The sequence below is a fragment of the Streptomyces sp. NPDC001678 genome (assembly GCF_042892945.1).
In the GTDB taxonomy this organism is placed as follows: domain Bacteria; phylum Actinomycetota; class Actinomycetes; order Streptomycetales; family Streptomycetaceae; genus Streptomyces.
Genome location: NZ_JBIAUP010000001.1, coordinates 164,330 through 181,481 on the forward strand (window position 1 = coordinate 164,330; position 17,152 = coordinate 181,481).

General features: G+C 69.2%; 13 protein-coding genes. 6 read left to right on the forward strand and 7 right to left on the reverse strand.

Translation table 11 applies throughout. The features are described 5' to 3' along the window. Nucleotides 1–74: 74 nt before the first annotated feature. Nucleotides 75–764, reverse strand: a complete 690-nt coding sequence (locus ACFYZR_RS00785; RefSeq protein WP_391902933.1) for an SIMPL domain-containing protein — start codon at nt 762–764, stop codon at nt 75–77. 162 nt (nt 765–926) lie between these two features. Between ACFYZR_RS00785 and ACFYZR_RS00790 the strand changes: the two genes are divergently transcribed. Continuing rightward, nucleotides 927–2,738 (forward strand): bifunctional metallophosphatase/5'-nucleotidase, encoded by a 1,812-nt coding sequence (locus tag ACFYZR_RS00790; RefSeq protein WP_391902936.1) that lies wholly within the window; start codon nt 927–929, stop codon nt 2,736–2,738. Here ACFYZR_RS00790 and ACFYZR_RS00795 read toward each other — a convergent pair. Then, nucleotides 2,694–4,163 carry a lysine N(6)-hydroxylase/L-ornithine N(5)-oxygenase family protein gene (locus tag ACFYZR_RS00795; protein WP_391902939.1) on the reverse strand — a complete coding sequence of 490 codons (1,470 nt, stop codon included), beginning with the start codon at nt 4,161–4,163 and terminating at the stop codon, nt 2,694–2,696. The two genes, ACFYZR_RS00790 and ACFYZR_RS00795, sit on opposite strands and share 45 nt — an antisense overlap. A 272-nt stretch (nt 4,164–4,435) precedes the next feature. On the opposite strand from ACFYZR_RS00795, the gene atpF reads away from it, so the two are divergent. Continuing rightward, nucleotides 4,436–4,990 carry a F0F1 ATP synthase subunit B gene (atpF, locus tag ACFYZR_RS00800; RefSeq protein ID WP_391902942.1) on the forward strand — a complete coding sequence of 185 codons (555 nt, stop codon included), beginning with the start codon at nt 4,436–4,438 and terminating at the stop codon, nt 4,988–4,990. Nucleotides 4,991–5,120: 130 nt separating this feature from the next. Here atpF and ACFYZR_RS00805 read toward each other — a convergent pair whose 3' ends face one another. Both ACFYZR_RS00805 and ACFYZR_RS00810 read right to left on the reverse strand, forming a co-directional pair. Next, nucleotides 5,121–5,432, reverse strand: a complete 312-nt coding sequence (locus tag ACFYZR_RS00805; RefSeq protein ID WP_391902945.1) for a chorismate mutase — start codon at nt 5,430–5,432, stop codon at nt 5,121–5,123. Nucleotides 5,433–5,442: 10 nt separating this feature from the next. Further along, nucleotides 5,443–6,333, reverse strand: a complete 891-nt coding sequence (locus ACFYZR_RS00810) for a helix-turn-helix domain-containing protein (RefSeq protein ID WP_391902948.1) — start codon at nt 6,331–6,333, stop codon at nt 5,443–5,445. Between the two features lie 127 nt (nt 6,334–6,460). Between ACFYZR_RS00810 and ACFYZR_RS00815 the strand changes: the two genes are divergently transcribed. After that, nucleotides 6,461–8,362 (forward strand): beta-galactosidase family protein, encoded by a 1,902-nt coding sequence (locus tag ACFYZR_RS00815; RefSeq protein ID WP_391902951.1) that lies wholly within the window; start codon nt 6,461–6,463, stop codon nt 8,360–8,362. A gap of 32 nt (nt 8,363–8,394) precedes the next feature. On the opposite strand, the gene ACFYZR_RS00820 is transcribed toward ACFYZR_RS00815, so the two are convergent. Further along, a complete protein-coding gene (locus tag ACFYZR_RS00820; RefSeq protein WP_391902954.1) occupies nt 8,395–11,481 on the reverse strand; it encodes an endo-alpha-N-acetylgalactosaminidase family protein in 3,087 nt (1,028 codons plus the stop codon). Nucleotides 11,482–11,553: 72 nt separating this feature from the next. Here ACFYZR_RS00820 and ACFYZR_RS00825 point away from each other — a divergent pair, with 72 nt between their 5' ends. Both ACFYZR_RS00825 and ACFYZR_RS00830 read left to right on the forward strand, forming a co-directional pair. Then, nucleotides 11,554–12,012: a VOC family protein gene (locus ACFYZR_RS00825; protein ID WP_391902957.1), complete on the forward strand. Its 459-nt coding sequence runs from the start codon at nt 11,554–11,556 to the stop codon at nt 12,010–12,012. An 11-nt stretch (nt 12,013–12,023) separates the two neighbouring features. After that, nucleotides 12,024–12,425, forward strand: a complete 402-nt coding sequence (locus tag ACFYZR_RS00830; protein WP_358622720.1) for a hypothetical protein — start codon at nt 12,024–12,026, stop codon at nt 12,423–12,425. On the opposite strand, the gene ACFYZR_RS00835 is transcribed toward ACFYZR_RS00830, so the two are convergent. Next, nucleotides 12,422–13,009 carry a hypothetical protein gene (locus ACFYZR_RS00835; protein WP_391902959.1) on the reverse strand — a complete coding sequence of 196 codons (588 nt, stop codon included), beginning with the start codon at nt 13,007–13,009 and terminating at the stop codon, nt 12,422–12,424. The genes ACFYZR_RS00830 and ACFYZR_RS00835 overlap by 4 nt on opposite strands. Nucleotides 13,010–13,613: 604 nt before the next feature. On the opposite strand from ACFYZR_RS00835, the gene ACFYZR_RS00840 reads away from it, so the two are divergent. Then, nucleotides 13,614–14,351: an XRE family transcriptional regulator gene (locus ACFYZR_RS00840; RefSeq protein ID WP_189455360.1), complete on the forward strand. Its 738-nt coding sequence runs from the start codon at nt 13,614–13,616 to the stop codon at nt 14,349–14,351. A gap of 1,232 nt (nt 14,352–15,583) precedes the next feature. Here ACFYZR_RS00840 and ACFYZR_RS00845 read toward each other — a convergent pair. Continuing rightward, entirely contained in the window at nt 15,584–17,053 is a 1,470-nt protein-coding gene (locus ACFYZR_RS00845) for an HK97 family phage prohead protease (protein WP_391902962.1), read from the reverse strand. Nucleotides 17,054–17,152 lie beyond the last annotated feature (99 nt).

The window sequence follows — 17,152 nt, forward strand, 5'->3', positions numbered from 1 at the left end:
CCTTTCGGTAAAAGCTTGTTGACACCTTGTGAAACGTGCAGAGGGGTGCTCTGATGAGCACCCCTATCGGGGGGCTAGAGCGTCGGGCGGGTCATCGTAAAGCGGGCGTTGACGTTGGCGTAGACGGCCTGGCGCTGGGGTTCGAGGTCGAGTGCGGGCGGTGGTGCGGCGGCTCCGCCGTAGCCGGCGGAGCGCATGATGCCGCCGGGGGCGACGGGCATGGCCGGGGCGGCGTTCTCGGCGCCGATGTCGGCGATCTCGACGACGGCGGCGAGGTCCGCGCCGAGTGCGGCGGCATATTCGCGGGCGCGCTGGACGGCTTCGCGGACGGCCTGCTGGCGGGCTTCGCGGTGGGCGGGCGAGTCGGGTCGCAGGCTCCACCAGGGGCCGTCGACGCTGGTGAGGTCGAGTTCGGCGAGGTGGGTGGCGAGTTCGCCGAGGGCGGTGAAGTCGGCGAGGGTGGCGGTGATGTGAACGTGGCCGTGGTAGGCGCGGACGCGTTCGTGGCGGCCTTTGTCGGTGAGCTGGGGGGTGATGCTGAAGGTTCCGGTCTCGGTTTTCTCGACGGCGTCGCCGTAGGACTTGAGGAGATCGAGGACTTGGTTATTGCGGCGGGTGAGGTCCTGGAGGGCGTTGCGGCGGTCGGTGCCTCGGGCGCTGACGGTGATGCCGATGCGGGCGATTTCGGGGTCGACTTCGAGGCGGGCTTCGCCTCGGACGGCGACGCGGGGGGCGTCGGGGGTTCCGTAGGGCAGGTCGGTCATGGGGTCAGCGTCTCAGGTGGGGGTGGTGGTGGGGAGGGACGGCGCGTGGTGGCGGGAATCGCGTGATGGGGATCGCAGGGGGTTGAGGGTGTTGGTGGGCGTGGGGGGTGGGCCAGAATCTACGCGCGTTGGTTCTGGATATGAATGGGGAGAACAGAACATATGCCGCTCAACCGTAGGAATTTCCTGGAGCGTACGGCTGTGACGGGCGCCGGTGTGGCGTTGGCGGGGGCCGTGGGGGCCGCGCCGGCCGCGGCGGAGGGGCTCGCCGGGGGCGGGGACGCTCGCCGGGCGAAGCGGTACGCGTTGACCGTGATGGGGACGACCGACCTGCACGGCAATGTCTTCAACTGGGATTACTTCACCGATGCCGAGTTCGACGACAAGGCGCACAACGATGTGGGGCTCGCCAAGATCTCTACGCTGGTGCGGCAGGTGCGGGCGGAGAAGGGCCGGCGGAACACTCTGCTGATCGACGCGGGTGACACGATCCAGGGTACGCAGCTGTCGTATTACTACGCGAAGGTGGATCCGATCACGGGTGCGGGTGGCCCGGTTCATCCGATGGCGCGGGCGATGAACGCGATCGGGTACGACGCGGCGGCGGTCGGCAATCATGAGTTCAACTACGGTATTCCGACGCTGCGGAAGTTCGAGGAGCAGTGTGATTTTCCGCTGCTGGCGGCGAACGCTCTGGATGCGAAGTCGCTGCGGCCGGCGTTCCGTCCGTATGTGATCAAGCGGGTGTGCACTCCGCACGGTCGTGATGTGAAGGTGGCGATTCTGGGTCTGACCAATCCGGGGATCGCGATCTGGGACAAGGCGAATGTGCAGGGGAAGATGGTGTTCCCGGGCCTGGAGGAGCAGGCGGCGAAGTGGGTGCCGAAGCTGCGGTCGATGGGTGCGGATGTGGTGATCGTGGCGGCGCATTCGGGTTCGAGTGGTACGTCGTCGTACGGTGATCAGTTGCCGTATGTGGAGAACGCGGCGGCGCTGGTGGCGGAGCGGGTGCCGGGTATCGACGCGATTCTGGTGGGGCACGCGCATACGGAGATTCCCGAGTACCGGGTGACGAACAAGGAGTCCGGTAAGCAGGTGGTGCTTTCGGAGCCGCTGAAGTGGGGGCAGCGGTTGACGTTGTTCGACTTCGGTCTGGTGTGGGAGCGGGGCCGTTGGCAGGTGGAGTCGGTGTCGGCGAAGGTGCTGAATTCCAACACCGTGGCCGAGGACCGCCGGATCACCGGTCTGCTGGGCAAGGAGCACCGGAAGGTCGTGACGTATGTGAATCAGGTGATCGGTACGTCGTCGGCGGCGATGAGTGCGGCGGAGGCGGCGTACAAGGACACGCCGATCATTGATTTCATCAATTATGTGCAGGCGGAGACGGTGAAGGCGGCTCTGTCGGGCACCGCCCATGCCTCGCTCCCTGTTCTTTCGCAGGCGTCGTGTTTCTCGCGGACGGCGTCGGTGCCGTCGGGGAAGGTGACGATCCGCGAGGTGGCGGGGCTGTATCCGTTCGAGAACACGCTGGAGGCGCGGCTGCTGACCGGTGCGCAGTTGCGGGCGTATCTGGAGTTCTCGGCGCGTTATTACGTGCGGACGGCCGCGGGTGCGCCGGTTGACCCGGCGAAGCTGACGAACGCCGAGTCGATCCCGGATTACAACTATGACGTGGTGAGTGGTCTCTCCTATGAGATCGACATCGCGAAGGAGCCGGGTGCGCGGATTGTGAATCTGTCGTTCCGGGGGAAGCCGCTGGATGATGCGGCGGAGTTTGTGCTGGCGGTGAACAATTATCGGGCGAGTGGTGGCGGTAATTTCCCGCATGTGGCGCGGTCGAAGCAGTTGTGGGCGAATTCGGAGGAGATCCGGAACACGATCATCGGCTGGGTGAAGGCCAAGGGTTCCATTGATGTGGGGGCCTTCGCGTCAGTGGACTGGAAGCTGACGCGGGATGGTGTGCCGGTTTTCTGAACCGGTGCCGCCTGGACCGGTGCCGCCTGAACCGGGGCCGCCGACGGCGTGCTGGGGCCGTGGCTGGGTGCGCGGCTCCAGGCCGAAGGTGGTGAAGGCGGTGCGGTGGGGCAGGGGGTAGACCGTGCGGCCGGTGAGGGCGTTGAGGATCACGGCGCTGCGCCAGGCGGCGAGTCCCAGGTCGGGGGCGCCGACGCCGTGGGTGTGGGTTTCGGCGTTCTGGACGTGGATGGCGCCCTTGACGGAGGGGTCGAGGACGAGCCGGTGCTGTTCGTCGACGCGGGCGCGGCCGTTGGAGTCGCGGCGGATATAGGGGTCGAGGGCCGCGAGGAGGGTGTCGACGCGGCGTTCGCGGTAGCCGGTGGCGAGGACGACGGCGTCGGTGGTGAGGCGGGAGCGGCTGCCCTGCTGGGTGTGTTCGAGGTGGAGTTCGACGCGGGTGGTGCCGACGCGGCCGGCGGTGCGGACGAAGACTCCGGGGGTGAGGACGGCGTCGGGCCAGCCGCCGTGGAGGCTGCGGCGGTAGAGCTCGTCCTGGATGTCGGCGATGGTGTGGCGGTCGATGCCCTGGTTGAGCTGCCATTGCTGGGGCAGGACCTGGTCGCGGACGGGTTCGGGCAGGGTGCGGAAGTAGTGGGTGTAGTCGGGGGTGAAGTGCTCCAGGCCGAGCTTGCTGTATTCCATGGGCGCGAAGGCCGGGGTGCGGGCGAGCCAGTGGAGGCGTTCGCGGCCGGTGGGCCGGCTGCGGAGGAGGTCGAGGAAGATCTCGGCGCCGGACTGGCCCGAGCCGATCACGGTGATGTGTTCGGCGGCGAGGATCTTGTCGCGGTGGTCGAGGTAGTCGGCGGAGTGGGTGACGGGGACGTTGGGGGCTTCGGCGAGGGGGCGCAGGGGTTCGGGGATGTAGGGGGCGGTGCCGACGCCGAGGACGAGGTTGCGGGTGTAGGCGCGGCCGAGGGCGTCGGCTTCGCCTTCGGGGTCGAGCTGGGTGTAGTCGATCTCGAAGAGGACGCGTTCGGGGTTCCAGCGGACGGCGTCGATGTGGTGGTTGAAGTGGAGGCCGGGGAGGTTCTGGCTGGCCCAGCGGCAGTAGGCGTCGTATTCGGCGCGGTGGATGTGGTGGCGCTCGGAGAAGTAGAAGGGGTAGAGGCGCTCGCGGGCCCTGAGGTAGTTGAGGAAGGACCAGTGGCTGGTGGGGTCGGCGAGGGTGACGAGGTCGGCGAGGTAGGGGACCTGGAGGGTGGTGCCGTCGATGAGCAGGCCGGGGTGCCAGTGGAAGGCGGGGTTCTGGTCGTAGAAGGCGACGCGGAGGTCGTCGAGGGGCTGGGCGAGGGCGGCGAGGGAGAGGTTGAAGGGGCCGATGCCGATGCCCACGAGGTCCAGGGGCTGGTCCGGGGCGGATGCGGGGGTCTGGGGGGTGGTCATCGGGTCGAGTGGCCTTCCACGAGTTTTGAGCGGGCACGGGCGGCACCGACTTCTGGGCGGGCACGGGCAGCACCGACCGGCCAAGCTACCGGCTGTGCACGTGTCGTGACCCGGGGTGCGGGAGGTTTCGCCCGATGGTGGGTATTGGGGGGCCGCGCCTTGTGGCGGGGGCGAGTTGGGGTCTTCGTCGCGCGGGCGGGCGGGGGCGTCCGAGTGGGGTTCGGCGGGGTGGGGGGCGGGGCGGGGCGGTGTCGCAAGGTAATGTGCACACCATGGCCATGACTTTCGCTCTCGACGTAGGGCCCCTGAAGCCCGACCTCGCACCGCTCGTTCTGGGTCTGGTGCTGTTCTTCCTCGTCTTCGCCGTGATGGCGAAGGCGATCCTCCCCCGGATCAACAAGGTCCTCGTCGAGCGCGAGCAGGCCACCGACGGCCGGATGGACGAGGCCGAGGAGACGCGCGCCGAGGCGGCGCGGGTCCACGCCGAGTACCAGGAGCTGCTGGCGGAGGCCCGCCACGAGGCGGCGCGGCTGCGTCAGGAGTCCGTCGAGCAGGGCAACGCGATCATCGCCGAGCTGCGTGCCGAGGGTCAGCGTCAGCGTGAGGAGATCATCTCCGCGGGTCACGCGGTGATCGACGCCGAGCGCGCGGTGGCCGAGGCCGAGCTGCGCGAGCAGGTCGGTGCGCTGGCCACGGAGCTGGCGGGCCGGATCGTCGGCGAGCCGATGGCGGACTACGCCCGGCAGAGCGGCGTCGTCGAGCGTTACCTGGAGGAGCTGCGTACGGCGAAGGCGGCCGACGCGGCTGCGGGCGAAGCGCGCGGCTGACGACCGGCAGAGCCATAGGCCTTGAGGCTCCCGCGCCCCTGTTGAGGGGGTGCGGGAGCCTTTTGTCGTTTCCGGGCCGGGCCCGCTTGCCGTTTTCGGGCCGGGCCCGCGCCCGGGGGCCGGGCCGGGGTCAGGCGCGGGCGATGGTCTCGTGGTGGCGGATGACCTCGGCGACGATGAAGTTCAGGAACTTCTCGGCGAAGGCCGGGTCGAGCTTGGCGTTCTCGGCGAGCTCGCGCAGCCTGGCGATCTGGCGTGCCTCGCGGGCGTGGTCGGCGGGCGGCATCTTGTGCTCGGCCTTGAGGTGACCGACCTGCTGGGTGCACTTGAACCGTTCGGCGAGCATGTGGATCACCGCCGCGTCGATGTTGTCGATGCTGTCGCGGAGCCGGCTCAGCTCGGCGCGTACGGACTCGTCGATGACGTTGTTGTTCTTCTCCACGGTGACGACCCTATGCGGACGGGCGTGGTCCGATGACCGGTGGGTGCTCCGGATCGGGGACGGTGCCGCTCCAGCCGCCCGGTACGGCCCTGCCCTGGCGTTCGCGGAAGCGGACGGGGGCGGTGCCCACCCTTCGGGTGAAGAGGCGGCTGAAGTAGGCGGGGTCGGTGTAGCCGACGCGGCGGGCGACGGCGGCGACGGGGAGCTCGGTGGCGGCGAGGAGTTCTTTGGCGCGGCCGAGGCGGATGCCGAGGAGGTAGTCCTTGGGGCTGCATCCGGCGCCGCGGCGGACGGCGGTGCGCAGTTCGGTGGGGGTCATGCCGTGGCGGGCGGCGTGCTGGGCGATGGACAGCGGGAGGAAGGCGTCGCGGGCGAGGGCGTGGAGGAGGGGGTCGGTGTCGCCGGTGGTGTCGGCGCGGGAGCGGCGCAGGGCGACGAGGAGTTCGTGGACGGCGGCTGAGGTCTCGACTTCGAGGTGGGGGTTGCCGCGGCGGGCGGCGCGGGCGATGCGGGTGACGGCGGCGCGGGCGGCGGTGGTGTCGGTGAGGGGGAGGACGGGTCGGTCGGGGTCGATGTAGCCGAGTTCGGTGTAGGCGGTGACGGCGGTGCCGGTGAAGTCGACGAAGCTTTCGTCCCAGCCGGGGCCGGGGGCGGCGCCGTAGTGATGGGGAATGCCGGGGAGGAGCTGGATGAGGGCGGGGGCGGTGACGGTGTGGACGTGGTGGTCGGGGGTGCGGTACCAGCCGGTGCCCGCGCTGATGACGACGGCGACGTGGTGGTCGAGGGTGCGGGGGCCGACGGTGGGGAGGGCGCCGTGCTGGAGGCCGACGCCGAGGCAGACGAGGCCGAGCCGGTGGTGGACCGGTCCGGGCGTGAAGTAGCGCATCCAGGTGTGGTACACGCGTGTCCGCCTCCACGGCCGCCGGGTGTCCAATCAGGGCTGATCTTTGTCCATGGCCCTGGCTGCCGCCAGAGGGCGAGGATGGTCGCCGTTCGCGCTGTCCGGGTGGTGTGGGGAAGGCGGGGTCGTGCCGGGGTTCGTGGTGGGGGACGAGGATTTCGAGCTCGACGGGCGGCCGGTGCGGCTGTTGTCGGGGGCGTTGCACTACTTCCGGGTGCATGAGGGGCTGTGGGGGCATCGGCTGGGGATGCTGCGGGCGATGGGGCTGACGTGTGTGGAGACGTATGTCCCCTGGAATTGGCATGCTCCGGTCGAGGGTGGGCCGGTGGACCTGGGGCCGCTGGGGCGGTTCCTGGACGCGGTGGCGGCGGCGGGGATGTTCGCGATCGTTCGGCCGGGTCCGTACATCTGTGCGGAGTGGGAGAACGGTGGGCTGCCGGCGTGGGTGACCGGGGGGCTCGGGGCGCGGGTGCGGACGCGGGACGAGGGGTTTCTGCGGGCGGTGGACGGCTGGCTGGCGCCGGTGGCGGAGCAGGTGGTGGGGCGGCAGGTGGACCGGGGTGGCCCGGTGGTGCTGCTCCAGGTGGAGAACGAGTACGGGTCGTACGGCAGCGACCGGGTTTATCTCCAGTGGCTCGTCCAACGGTGGAAGGCGCTGGGGGTGACGGTTCCGCTGGTGACGTCGGACGGCCCGGAGGAACACATGCTGTCGGGCGGTTCGGTGCCGGGGGTGCTGGCGACGGTGAATTTCGGTTCGGGGGCGCGTGAGGCGTTCGGGGTGCTGCGGCGGTTCCGGCCGGGCGGTCCGCTGATGTGCATGGAGTTCTGGTGCGGCTGGTTCACCCACTGGGGCGCGGAGGAGGCCGTGCGGGGGGCGGAGGACGCGGCGGGGGCGCTGCGGGAGGTCCTGGAGTGCGGGGCGTCGGTGAATGTGTACATGGCGCACGGGGGGACGAGTTTCGGCGGCTGGGCGGGGGCGAACCGGGCCGGTGAGGATCATCTGGGCGCGTTGCGGCCGACGGTCACGTCGTACGACTACGACGCGCCGGTGGACGAGTACGGGCGGGCGACGGCGAAGTTCTGGGCGCTGAGGGAGGTGCTGGCCGGGTTCCGGGACGGGGCGGCCGTCCCGGGCGGGGCAGCCGTCCCGGGCGGGGCAGCCGTCCCGGGCGGGGCAGCCGTCCCGGGCGGGGCAGCCGTCCCGGGCGGGGCGGCGGGTCCGCTGCCGGAGCCGCCGCCCGCGCCGCCGGTGCTGGGCGCCGCGGTGGTGGCGCGGCTGGATCGGTGGGCGCCGCTGGACGGGGTCGTGGACGCGCTGGGGGGCGAGGAGAGCGAGACGGCCCTGCCGCCGGTGTTCGAGGACCTGGGTGTGGACCGGGGGCTGGTGCGGTACCGCTTCACGATTCCGGGGCCCCGGAAGGCGTCCCCCCTGTGGGTGATGGGGCTGCGTGATGTGGCGGTGGTGTCCGTGGACGGGGCGCGGGTCGCGGTGGTCGACGACGCCTCGGATCCGGTGCTGATCGGTGAGGTCGCGGGGCCGGCCGTGGTGGAGCTGTGGGTGGAGTCGCTGGGCCGGGTCAATTACGGGCCGCGGCTCGGGGAGGCCAAGGGCGTCACGGGCGGGCTGCTGCACGAGGGGCAGTACGTGCACGGGGTGCGGGCGCGGGGGCTGCGGCTCGCGGCGCTGGAGGAGCCCGGGGCCCTGGGGCGGGTGCCGTGGCGGGCGGGGCCGGGTGGGGGGCCGGGGCTGTACGGGGGGACGTTCCCGGTGGTGGGGGCGGGGGACGCGGTGCTGGAGGTGCCCGGCTGGGTACGGGGGTTCGTGTGGGTGAACGGTTTCTGTCTGGGGCGTTACTGGGACCGGGGTCCGCGCCGTCCGCTGTATGTGCCGGGGCCGGTGCTGCGCGAGGGGGAGAACGAGGTGCTGGTGCTGGAGCTGGAGGGGCCGGGCGAGCCGGAGGTCCGGCTGGGCGGAGTGCCCGGCCACGACGGGGCCCAAGCGTCCGTCCCGCTGGCCACCGGCCGATGACGGTGGCCAACGGGACGGAACCCCGTGGTTGTTTATTGCCCGACTAGCTGCACGATGAAGCCGTCCAGGCAGAACTCAGCAGTCCCGTTGTCCCCCACTTTCCGCAGTCCCACCCACGCCTCACCCGTATCCGGTGCCGTGAACTCGTACGAGAAAGTGGCCGGTCGCTCGGCGACGGGGAGGGGCGTACGGACCAGTTCGCGCGCTCCCGGTTCGTCGACGGCCGTCACCCATGCGTACTGGCCCGCCCGCTCGTTCTCGTAGCGGAAGGTCACCCGGTAACGGTGCCCCGCCGCGAAGCGCGCGGTGTGGGGGACGGTGCGGTAGACCACGCCGGGGTTCTCGCCGCGCGACTTCAGCGACTGGGTGCCGTCTATGACGTCGTCGACGGCCTTGCCGTTCCAGCCGCGCTGGGTGTAGGGCGCGTGCCGCTGGGCGATATGGGTGCGCGGGTCGGTGGCCCCGCCGGCGTCTCCCTTGACGAAGGGGCCCCAGCCCTGGGGCACGTTCTCGAAGTCCTCGGACACCAGGGCGCCCCGGGCCCCGGTCCGGCGGCCGGGCACCACGCGGACGGCGTCGAACCGCACCCGCGCCCGGCCGGGGCCGGCCGTCAGCGCGAGGGTCACGGGCCCGCCGCCCTCCGGCACGGTGAACCAGGTGAACATCCGCTGGAAGCGGGTGCCGTGCTTGCTGTCGGCGGCCACGTAATTGCCGGCCGTGGAGGTGTCCGTCCAGTTCGTCGCGGTGATCCCGTCGGCGGTGCGGACGCTCAGCGCGGCCCGGCGCCGCTCCCCCGCGACCGTGCCGACCTCGACCTGGACGGACGCCGCGTACGTGCCGGGCCGCAGGCGGGCGAGCCGCTGGCTCACGGTGGCCGCCTCCCCCGCGCCGATCACCAGCTCCCAGTCGCCGAGGGCACCGCGCTCGACGCGGGCGGGGCCGCTGACCCGCCAGGCGTCGAGGGTGCCGGAGGTGAAGGACGGGTCGCGCAGCGGGGTGCCCTCGCCCCAGCGGGGGTCGCGGCGGGCTGGGCGCGCGTCCGGGCGGGTGAGGACGTAGGGCTGGGCGGGGGCCGCCCGGAGGGTGACGCGGCCGTCCCGTACCGGCAGCCGGAGGGTGTCGGCGCGGCCCTGGTCGGTGAGGCGGTGGAGGGCGACGGTGCGCAGCCGGGACCAGGCGCGGGGCAGGGTCCAGGTGGTGGTGCCGCCGTGCGGGTTGTAGTGGTAGAGCCGGTCGGGGTCGGTGGCGCGGCGGGGCTCCCAGGGGAGGAGGTAGGTGTCGCCGCGGAGGACGACGCGCCCGTCGGTGACGACCGTCCTGGCGCCGTCGGTGTCCGAGACGGAGGTCCCGGCCGGGCCGGCGAAGGTGATCTCGTGGTCGGTCCAGGTGAGGATCGGGTGTGCCTGGAGGTATTTGGCGGGGAGGTTGTGGGTCCAGATCAGGCGGTGGAAGGCCGTCCAGTCGGTCTTGCCCTGCCAGCCCTCGAAGGTGCCGAGCCGGGCGGTGCCCAGGAGGGGCCATTTGTCGGCGAAGACGTCCTTCTGGTGGTGGCGGATGAAGCGGATGAGCTTGGAGTTGACGCCGCGTGAGGTGTCGGGTCCGTAGTCGGTCTCGGCGGCCCAGTGGGACCAGAGGCTGGAGCGTTCCAGTCCGTGGCCCCATTCGGTGGTGATGCGCCAGCCCTGGGCGCGCAGTTCGCGCTGGAGGCGGTCGGAGGTCCAGCCGGATTCGCGGAAGACGTCGATGTAGAGGGTGTCGAGTGCCGGGTCGGTCTCCTCGCGCAGCCGGCGGAAGCGGCGGACGATGTCGCCGGAGAGCAGGTCGCGGCGGGGGTCGATGCGGTAGGACTGGTCGAGCCAGTCCCATTGGGGGTCGCTCTTGTCGACGAGCGTCTCGGAGAAGGCGTGGGCCACGGGGTACGACTCGGTGGTGTTGACGTGGACGGCGAAGTCGCTGTTCCAGCGTCTTCCCGCGCGCAGCAGGGTGTTGAGGTCGGTGAGTCCGCCGGCGCGGGTGTTGTAGTTGCCGCCGTAGTCGGGGTGGGCGGAGTCGTGGCCCTCGGACTGGTAGCCCTTCAGGAGGGTGAACTGCCGTAGGCCGTCGGTGGCGAGACAAACGCGTTTGATGTTGTCGAGGACGGCGAGGAACGGGTTGGTGGCCTGGCTGGCGAAGTTGAAGGGGATGTGGGGGACGACGCGCAGGTGCTGCTCGTCGGCGCCGAGGGGGTCGGTCATGATGTCGCGCGTGGCGATGGCCGCGTCCTGCCAGTCGGCCCGGCCGTCGCCGTTGCGGTCGCGGGTGACGACGACGCGGACGTACGGCAGGGGCTCGGTGTCGCCGGCGGGGGCGCCGGCGGCGCGGTGGGTCCACTGGCCGCAGACGATCTGGGCCTTGGTGTAGCCGTCGCGGGCGAGGACCTGCCGGCGGAAGCGGCCGTTCTCCCAGGCGGTGGTGGCGTCGGGCCGGTCGTGGACGGTGTTCGTCTCGATGCCGCCGCCGAGTTCGCCGGTGGCGACGACGGCGTAGGCGCAGCCGGTGGGCGTGGCGTCGGGCGGTGTGGTGGGGGTGGGGCGGATGTGGGTGTCGCCGCTTTTGGCGGCGTCCAGCTGGAGGCGGGCGGCGAGGAGTTCCGCGCCGGGCTGGGTGCTGCGGACGGAGAGGAAGGCGAGGCCGGGGAGGCGCAGGGTGCCGACGGGCAGTCCGGGGGCCTCCGTGATCCGGGTGACGCGCCAGTCCACGCGGGAGCCGTGGACGCGGATCTCGACGTCGACGCGGGTGCCGGCGGGGAGGGTGAGGGTGTACGCGGCGCGGTCGGCGGTGAGGGAGACGGTGACGTCCGGGGTGTGCTCGGTCTCGTCGACGAGCAGGGTCGTGACGGGGTCCTCCTGGCCGTGGAGGACGGCGCCGGTGGCGCGGTCGGTGTAGGAGACGATCCGGGGGAAGGCCGCATCGACGCGTACGTCCAGGGTCTCGGAGCGCAGGAGCGCCTCGGCGCCCTGTGCCGCGGCGCGGGCGGTGCCCTGTGCCGTGGCGCGGGCCGGGAAGGCGCCTGCGCCCGCGAGGGCGGCCGCGGTGGCGACGACGGCGCGGCGGCTGGGTCCGGTGGCTTCTACGGTCACGCCGTCACTGTGTGACGGCAGGGGCGAAGGTGACCATGGACAAAGTCTGTTGTCGTCTTGGACTGTTGTCTCATGATCGCGAAAATGCAGTGTGTCGTCGTCGACTGTCCCGACCCGCTCGCCCTGGCGCGCTTCTACTCCGCCGTGCTCGGCTGGCGGGTGGACGCCGGCGACAGCGACCCCGGCTGGGTGTGGCTGACCGATCCGGGCACGCGGCAGCGGATCGCCTTCCAGCGGGTGGAGGGCGAGTACGTCCCGCCCCGCTGGCCGGATCCCGCGCATCCGCAGCAGATGCACCTGGACTTCGACGTCGACACCCGTGCGGACGTGGAGCGTGCCCGGCGGGAGGTCGTCGCGCTCGGTGCGACGTTCCTTCACGACAGCGCCGGCGAGAAGCGCGGGTTCCTGGTGTTCACCGACCCGAACGCTCTCGACTTACCGTTCTACGGTACCGGGCGGTCGACGGCAGCAAGAAGCCCCGCCCATGCGCCTCGGGGGAGAAACGCACGAGCGGGGCGGCCAGGGGCCTAGGCTTCGGTGCCATGGCTGAGGCTTACGTCACCAGCGACGAGCACCCGGCATGCGGGATCTGCCCGTCACGCCGCTTCCCCCTCGGAGCCTTCGACGTGTTCGAACGGCCCTCGCGCGACTGCCCGTTCAGTCCCGACGACGGGCACCGGTACACCACTGATGGTGTGCCCGTGTGCGTGCATCCGGAGAAGGTGGGCATCCCTGCGGGGAGATACAAGACCGATGGCTTGCCCGTGGCCACGAAGCTTGCGTTGCCTGGCGACGTTGCCGAACTGGATTCGTATCTGCGCGACGTGATGCACAGCGCAGCGCCGGGAGTGCTCGAATTGCTGATCGAGCAAGCCACCACCGAGATTCCCCGTACCTTCCCCGAAGTGGACGTCATCACGACGCTGCGCCGCGCTCTCAGCTAGCTCGCCGTAGCGAAGCCGGGGGCGAACCTGCGTCCACCCTCGAAGATGCCCAGCGGCTCATACTTCTTGATGGCGGCAGCGCGCCGCTTCTCGGTCTCGTCCTTGCCGATCCAGAACCGCTCGTTCACCGGCCCCCATGCGGCCCGGTAGACCTGGTGCGTGTAGTCGCCGTGGTCCCAGCCGCCGATTTCCTCGCGGTCCGTGGCGTGAACGAACTTGATCCCAGTCCGCTCCTGAACACGGCTCAGCACGGTGAACTGAGCGGCAAGGGCGTGGATCATCTCATCCACGGGGACGGAGACGGGAATCTCTGCCGCGTACTCGTCGCCATCCGTCATCGCGTAGACGGCCGACTTGATCGCCATTGCCCGGAGGGCTTCCGGGAACAGCGGAACGGTGTCCTTCTCGACGTCGAAGCCGTCGACGAGCGCATAGCCCGTGAAGCTCTGCCAGTCCTTGTCGTACTTGGCGCACCCGGTGCGCAGACGCTCGAACTCCGGGTCGGCCTCAATTGCCGAGAGAATCTCTCGTGCACGCTCGGACACCCTCTCGGGAGCCGGACGAACAAGGGTTGCGTTCACCACTGCACTCTCCTTTTCGGTTGCGTGTATTTGCCGCCTCAGCCATCGCGGCGGGCTCACCGGTGGTACGGATTGCTGATGATCGCAAGCGGGATCACCAGGGCGACGGAGACGACGACCGTCGTGGCCCAGATCGCACCGGCCCATCTGAGGACTGCGCGTCGAATCACGGCTACCTCATCCACGCGTGGAACGGGCGCTTGACGATCTGCGTGTAGGAGTGGTGCGACGGGTTGGCCCTGACGTGCTCCAAGATCCAGAGCGAACCAACCTCCTGGTCGGTGCTCCGGGGGGAGCCCTCCCCACACACGTCGCACTCCTGGGCGTAGGTGTGGGGCTTCGCGTCCGGCTCACGGTCGGGCCGAACGGTCCAATCAGCGTGTGCGATCACGGCACGTGTGCTCATGCAGGCCAATCCCTTCGGGCGTTGCCCCCGTCAGTGCCACAGGTGTACAGCCGGTCGCAGAGGCAGCGCGGCGACCGTCAAGGCGTCATACCGGCGTCATTCATCGGTCAAAACCCGTGACCAACTGTCGCCCAGCGCCCTACTGTCGAAGACGTGGCCGAACCCAACACGATCCTTCGCGCCGTCAGAATCAGCCTGCGCATGTCGCAAGATGATCTAGCCCTCGCCATACGTCAGGCGGGGAAGGAATCAGGTGAACCGAACGACTGCGCCAAACGCAACGTTCAGCGATGGGAGTCAGGGAAGGTCCTCAATCCCCGCCCCGTCTACGCCAGGGCCCTGGAGCGCGTAACAGGTCTTCCGATCGAGGCTTTAGGGTTCGCCCCACCGGGGCCGAACGCACGAGCGGCAGAGTCAGCCGTGCTGAACGGTCGTGAACCAGAACAGCGAGAGGCGGCGAAGGCGCGAGCCGCAACAGCCCCAGGAGGTATCGCCCCCATGACCAAGCACAACGATCACGGAACCCTGTCCGGCATCTGGCTGTCCCGATACGAGTACCACTCGTCGGGGCGGGAATCCGACTTCATCGGAGAGCACTATGTAGTGGTACTCCAGCACGGCAACAAGCTGACGGCGCGCTCGCTGCCGGAAGGCTCTTCGAACCCGAATTCTCCGCTGACGCTCGACCTGACCGTTGAAGGAAACGTAGTCACGGGAACGTGGCGCGAGGAAACGGCACGGGATGGCTACTACGCCGGGGCCGTCTACCACGGGGCTATTCAGCTCCTTGTCGAACCTACGGGCCGGAAGATGAGCGGTAAGTGGGTCGGCTTCGGCAAGGACTTCGACGTGAACACTGGCCCATGGGAACTGACCTTCAAGGACGCCTCAACCTCTAAGCCCACAATGGCCGAGTACAACCGGTCGCCCGGGGAATGAGGTAACGCCTGCCGTCCCTAATCGGGGATAGCCCGGGTTCGCGCCCAACGCAAAGAGCCCCCGACGGCAGCCCAGCGCGGGCAGTCGTCGGGGGCAGTGGTCAGAAGTGCTCTGGGCAACCGCAGATGACGCCCAGGGCAGTCGGGTCAGGGTCGCACCCGGCCTCAGCGCGGAACAGCTCCGAGAAGAGCGGCCACAGCGGGTGCACGCCGATCCTCCGGGTCTCTCCGCCACCCAACAGGCAAGCCAGTTCCCGCAGTTCGTCACTCAGAGGCGGCAAGTTGTCCGCCCAGCGACGTTGGCGTTCGTGCAAGGACTCAGACACGGCGAGACTCCTCTACGGCAGCGCGGGCGGCGGCCCTCATGGCGGCAAGAGGGTCGATGTCTCCGGCGTCTGTTGCTCGCTCATGGGCCGACAGGGCGGCATCGAGCTGGGCCAGGAAGCGGAGGCCCGGATGGGCGACCGGCGCCCCGGCGCTACCTGGCACAAGAACCCCGTCCCTGGCGATCTGGGCTACCAGGGCGCCCCACACGGCCCGAAGGTCCTCATAACGCTCCCTGTCGCCCTCGGGGGCCGTCTCGGGCTTTGTCGCGGCCGTTCTGTCGGCAGCCTTCCGGGCGCGTGCCGCCGCCTTCCGGTGCGCGTCGCCGCAATAACGGGTCCGCTGGTCGGCATCGGCGGGTAGTTCCACGTCGCATGGCGCGTGAGCGCATCGTCTCTTCAATTTTCTCCTGTGGTTCGGCGGACACTTTGGATTTCTCGTGTCCGGGACGGACACGAAAGGCGAGCTGGGGCCGGGATCGGGGAAGGGGCTCGCTGCGAACTTTTGGAGCGGTTACCCCTTCCCTGCGAGCCGGCCGTCAGAGCTCGATCACTTGGATAGGCAAATTGTTCGGCGTCGTCCGCTCATGGAGACGTGCGCCCGTGGGGACCGCGAGCCAGTCAGTCCGGCCTGACTCAATCCAGCAGCCCCGGCACATCACTCTCAGGTTTTCCCGGGTGCGCTTCCCGCCGCGCTGAATTGGTGTTCGCCACCCAACCCCGACCGCCTTGGACGGCCCGAACGCATCACATGGTTCGCAGCGAAGCACATCTGTTCTCAGTCGGGCGAGACGAGCACACGCCGCGATGATCTCCGGCTCGCGCTCAGGCGAACGGCCAAGCCAACGAAGGTGCCCGACGAGAACGGCACTCCACTTTTTCGGGGTGCCCCCCTCTTCAGACTCCCCCCTCACTTCTGGACCCCCGCCTGCCGTGCTTCAAGTTCGGCGGCGTGCTTGGCAGCCTCATCGGCAAGCACCGTCGGGTGATTTAGATCAAGCTCTGCCTTGTCCGCGAACACCATAAGGTCGGGGGTGTTGTCGGGCAGGGTGGCGCTCAGAATCTGAACTGACCCCACTTCCTGCACCCATACGCCAGCGACGCGGGCAAGTGCACGGAAGAGCGCGCGGTCTTCACCGAAAGCTCCCGGCGCAACGCGAGAGGCGGCAATGGAAATGTCACTGCGCAGCCCGACAAATATTCGGGAAGCATCTGCAACAACCGCCGTGTTGGCGGGGAGGTACTGCGAAACAACCGGCGTCAGGCCATAAATTCCCTTGGGCCACTCAGTGGCGGGCACTTCGGCACGAAGAGACTTTGCCGCAATCGGATCAACCCAAAGGGTCGTGGCCTCTGCGCCGGTCGCTTCCATACGCTCAAGAGCCGCACTGATCTCAGCCACAGACGGGGCAATGTGCTTCGTATCGCCTTGAGCAAGCAGACCGATCACGCGCCGGTTGTCGTTCGGGTCGGCCGGACCGGCGCCGTTAAACAGGCCCTTGTCGATTCCGCGAGCCAGGGCGGCGGCAAGGGACTGGTTGATACCGGCTACAAGATCCGGGCGTGCGTCCTGAAGTACCTCCGAGGATGCGCGCTCAAGGGCGCCGAACTTGACTGCCCGGGAAGTCCGAGACGTGATATCCGTGCCCGGATCTGGAATCGGGGTGTGGGCGTCCACGTAGCCGCCATCGCCTGTCTTGATGGCCGGAAGCATCATCGCAGCCTCACGCATGGGCAGTTTGTTGGACGATGGGATATTGGCCAGGAACCGGGACTTCGGGCCAATCATGTTGGCCCACAGCGCAGCCGGTTCTGTGGCCGTCCACTGAGACCCGTCCGGGATCTGACGCCGGTTCACCGGCAGGAAGCCGTCAGCAGTACGGATAGAGGCACTGGTCATACGGGACTCACTTTCAATTGGGTACAGGGCATCAAGCGCGCGAGCGCCCGCCGTCGTAGTCGGGTAGGCGGGATTCGTGACAGGTCCGAGTTCGTAAACGGTCATCGACGTCACGACACGAATGGGCAGGCCGGTTTCCGGGTCGTCGTCACTTGCCCGTTCCTGGCCTCCCGGATTGACGCGGAAGGTGAATGAGCTACCGACCACATCACCACGCTTGATCAATTCCGCTACGTCGTGGCCAGCCTGAGTATTCGGGATATCGATCTCATACCGCACGCCTTCCGAGTCAGCGGTAAGGCGAAGCGTTCCCGAACTGCGACGCCCGAGCACGTTGTCAACGCTGTGGTTGAACGTGGCCAGTACGTCATTACGGGCCGTCGCCGGGTTCCACGCGGACGGAGAGATTCGCTCCCGAAATCCTCCTAGGTCGTGGCTCAGCTCGTTGAATCGGATTGCGTAACCGCTGATCGTGTTCACGCCCCCGAAACTTCGGAGCGACACGGCGTGCGGAGCGGTCCGCCTCTGGATCTCTGTGTTGGGCAAAGTCATTTTCCTCTCGTCGGGTCCTGGTTGCGG

Coding starts and splice junctions, on each gene's coding strand:
- ACFYZR_RS00790 (WP_391902936.1), top strand. CDS start 927: ATGCCGCTCAACCGTAGGAATTTCCTGGAGCGTACGGCTGTGACGGGC.
- ACFYZR_RS00840 (WP_189455360.1), top strand. CDS start 13,614: ATGTCGCAAGATGATCTAGCCCTCGCCATACGTCAGGCGGGGAAGGAA.
- ACFYZR_RS00825 (WP_391902957.1), top strand. CDS start 11,554: ATGATCGCGAAAATGCAGTGTGTCGTCGTCGACTGTCCCGACCCGCTC.
- atpF (WP_391902942.1), top strand. CDS start 4,436: ATGGCCATGACTTTCGCTCTCGACGTAGGGCCCCTGAAGCCCGACCTC.
- ACFYZR_RS00830 (WP_358622720.1), top strand. CDS start 12,024: ATGGCTGAGGCTTACGTCACCAGCGACGAGCACCCGGCATGCGGGATC.
- ACFYZR_RS00785 (WP_391902933.1), bottom strand. CDS start 764: ATGACCGACCTGCCCTACGGAACCCCCGACGCCCCCCGCGTCGCCGTC.
- ACFYZR_RS00795 (WP_391902939.1), bottom strand. CDS start 4,163: ATGACCACCCCCCAGACCCCCGCATCCGCCCCGGACCAGCCCCTGGAC.